The sequence below is a fragment of the Deltaproteobacteria bacterium genome (genome assembly GCA_019308995.1).
Classification (GTDB): Bacteria; Desulfobacterota; Desulfarculia; order Adiutricales; family JAFDHD01; genus JAFDHD01.
Genome location: JAFDHD010000201.1, coordinates 1 through 2,940 on the forward strand (window position 1 = coordinate 1; position 2,940 = coordinate 2,940).

3 protein-coding genes are annotated in these 2,940 nt (G+C 57.6%); 1 reads left to right on the plus strand and 2 read right to left on the minus strand.

Going from position 1 to position 2,940, the window contains the following annotated elements:
• Positions 1-1,319 (minus strand): hypothetical protein (locus tag JRI95_16850; protein MBW2063214.1); only part of this gene is annotated, 1,319 nt, incomplete at its 3' end.
• A gap of 264 nt (positions 1,320-1,583) precedes the next feature.
• On the minus strand, positions 1,584-1,757 hold the full coding sequence (locus JRI95_16855) for a hypothetical protein (protein MBW2063215.1): 174 nt from the start codon (positions 1,755-1,757) through the stop codon (positions 1,584-1,586).
• Positions 1,758-2,345: 588 nt separating this feature from the next.
• Here JRI95_16855 and JRI95_16860 point away from each other — a divergent pair.
• A complete protein-coding gene (locus JRI95_16860) occupies positions 2,346-2,795 on the plus strand; it encodes a DUF4279 domain-containing protein (GenBank protein MBW2063216.1) in 450 nt (149 codons plus the stop codon).
• Positions 2,796-2,940: the final 145 nt, after the last annotated feature.

Sequence of the window (2,940 nt, forward strand, 5' to 3'; positions counted from 1 at the left end):
TCCAGCAGTTCATAGACATTCTTCTCGGCGGCATTGAGACACCCCAGGTCCAGGTACCACTCGAGTAGTTTGGCATACTGCAAACGTCCCGTTATCTCCTTGAAACTCAGGAATAACGCCTTGGCGCCATCCTGGGGATAGGCACAGAACTCGTTGCCCAGAGACCCCCGGTGCGCCAGCGCCCGATTGACCTCAAACATGCCGGCGCGTGTAAAGGTCTGCTTGCCTCGCATGCGATGGGCCAGGGCGATGACTTGATCCCAGTTGCGCTGTTGGGCATAGTAGTGCAGCGCCCGTTCGTTATGGATATGCGTGCGCGAAAACAGCAGGCCCAGGACCGCCGTCGCCGTCACCAGGAGCAGACGCAGGGCGATCCACAGACGCCGATCGTAGGCGTGTCCTCGACGGAGACGCTTGGGCTGCTCGGTTGGCTGGGCCTTTTGTTTCCGGCGGCCCATCCGCATTTTGGCTGCCACCTTGATCGCGACGCCGGCCAGGGAGGCCAGGAGCATCAGGCCGGGCACGAAGGCGTACAGGACGGCCGGTAGCAGGCTGAATGGGGCCAGGAATTGGAGACCGCTGCTTGGGTCCCAGGGAGTGCCGGTCGTGAAGGCGGCCTGAAGTTCAAGATCAAAGACCAGGTGACCCAGAACAAAGGCCCCGCCAAACGCCAGGGCGATCGATAGGATCGCGCCGATGAGCTTTCGATGCCGCAAGGCTTCGCTCAGGCAGACAATCCAGGCCAAGACAAAGGCCGAGGCGCCGGCCCAATAATAGACGATGGCAAAGAAGAGCAGGAACAATCCCGCTCTCGCCGACAAGGTCCTCGCGCCAAGCGAACCATAAAGGATCGCGGTCCAAACCGATAGATTTAGGGCCAGAAGAATCGGCAGGGGGTTTTCATAATGATTGTAAACCATCAAGGCGAGTATCACGGGGATCCAGGCCAGATCTCTGAACTTCGCGGCCTGTATGGATCGCAGCAGGCGTTGGATGCCCAGGAGCAGCACGGCCAATACCGTCACGATTACCAGGGCCCCCACCCAGGCATGGCTATAACTCTGCGCCAGCAGGGCGGCCAGGGCACTCAATATGCCCCCCGGCGTACTTAGGGCCGTGCGGAAAAACGAGGCCTCCAGAGAGAAGACCGGATAGGGCGTGAATACACCAAATCCATAGTAGAGCAGGTGGGGTTCAATCCCTTTCCAGACGTAGACGAACAGTCCCAGAAACAGAATGGCCTGTAGCCCGGGCTCCAGCCCGTAACGGGGCCATCTGCGTTTATCGGCCATGCTATGTCGTTTTTCTGTCGCAGACACCGTAAGTTCTCCCCTAAGTCCCTTACTCATCATGCATTAGGCCGGCCAAGGCCGCCAAACCGAATCAGTGTATCATACTACATGCCTTCGGAGCAATCCAAATGGCGGCTCGGATCCTTCGCAAAATCCCGCAAACGGCTTCGCCGAGCCCTCCGATTGCCTCTCGGCAGGGCCGGCGGCGTTAGGGCCGCAACCGGCCCCACTTCGCCGGCGGAAATTGGGTTCGAATTGGCTTTGTTTTGTGGCATAACCTTCGTTTTTGAGTCAGAAACAGCGAAATTGGCTTCGTTTGGCGCGAATGATGACACCGCGACCGCTGGAACCCTGACCCCGGTCGGGATTTCCTGGTTCACTGATAGGTCTTTGATGCGTGGCATCATGTGCCTTGCGAAGCACAGGGGTGTCCAGGTTGGCGGTTGGCGGTTGGCGATTGGCCATCGACAGGCTCCACATCTCTGAATTGTATTGCATAAATAGAGTATAAACGCATGTGTTCGGCGTCAACAAAAATCCCCCTCGCTCCCGCCCTCTGACGCTTCTACGCTCTTACGCTTCCGCGCTCCCGCGCAAAACGCCCTTGATCCTGTCGCGACCTTCCGCTATCCTGGAGGCCTAACGTGCTTGGGGAAGCCATGACAGGAGAGGCTTCGACAATCCAGAGGGCAGCCCCAACGCCTCGCTCGGAGGCGTCCGGTCTCGGTCTCAGCGTCGATATCGACCGTTTCGCCCTGGATCGACACGTAGGGTGGGTCCTTGACCCACGCGGTTCGTCTTCGGCAGGATGGGCAGGTTTCCTGCCCATGCGGTCTCGCCAAGACGCGGTGCGGGCCTCGGGGACGATTCGATCTGCGTTACATCGACAGCATGGGCAACAAGTTGCCCATCCTACAGACTGTCGTCACTGTTGGTCTCATCTACGCAGGAAAGAAGGCAGTGGGGGCGTTGCTGGTGTGGTCAGGTGTCGGGGTCGTACCGGGCGCGGCTTTGCTTGTTTTCTAAGCGTCGTATTTCTGTGAGGATTTTTACATGGCATCACCAGTGCATATGAGACAGAGGGCGAAAGCTGAGTGGAGATGTGTGTCTCTGACGCTTGTCGGCAGGGATCTCAATCCGGACAACGTGAGCAATACGCTAAGAATTAGGCCTGATGACTCTGCGCGAAGAGGAGAGTCTTTCGGAGCAAAGAGAAAAACCAAGTTCGGACTCTGGTCACTGGACGGACGGCCATCAAGTGGACGTATTCATACGCAGATGAAGAACTTGCTCCAGAGAATTGAGCCCGCTGGCAAGGAACTGCGCCGGATGATAGACGCCGGCGACGTAGATCAAGCCTATATGAGAATCTCATTTCAACCGTCCAGTGGCATTGCGGTTGCCGAGCGGGTTCTTCCTGCGGAACTTGTCGCGGGTGTTACATCATTGGGGATCGATATAGTGATATCAGTCAATATGCCACAATACTTCGAAGCTCTCTGAGGGATGATGGCGTTCAAGTTTACGAACAAACAGGGACGGACCCAATCCTGTTCGGCACGGGAGTTGCTCTTGTCAGTAGATCCCATCTATCGGGTATAGAGGTAAGGGGTGCGCGGGCCGGAGTTGACGATGGTTCGGGCGGAGC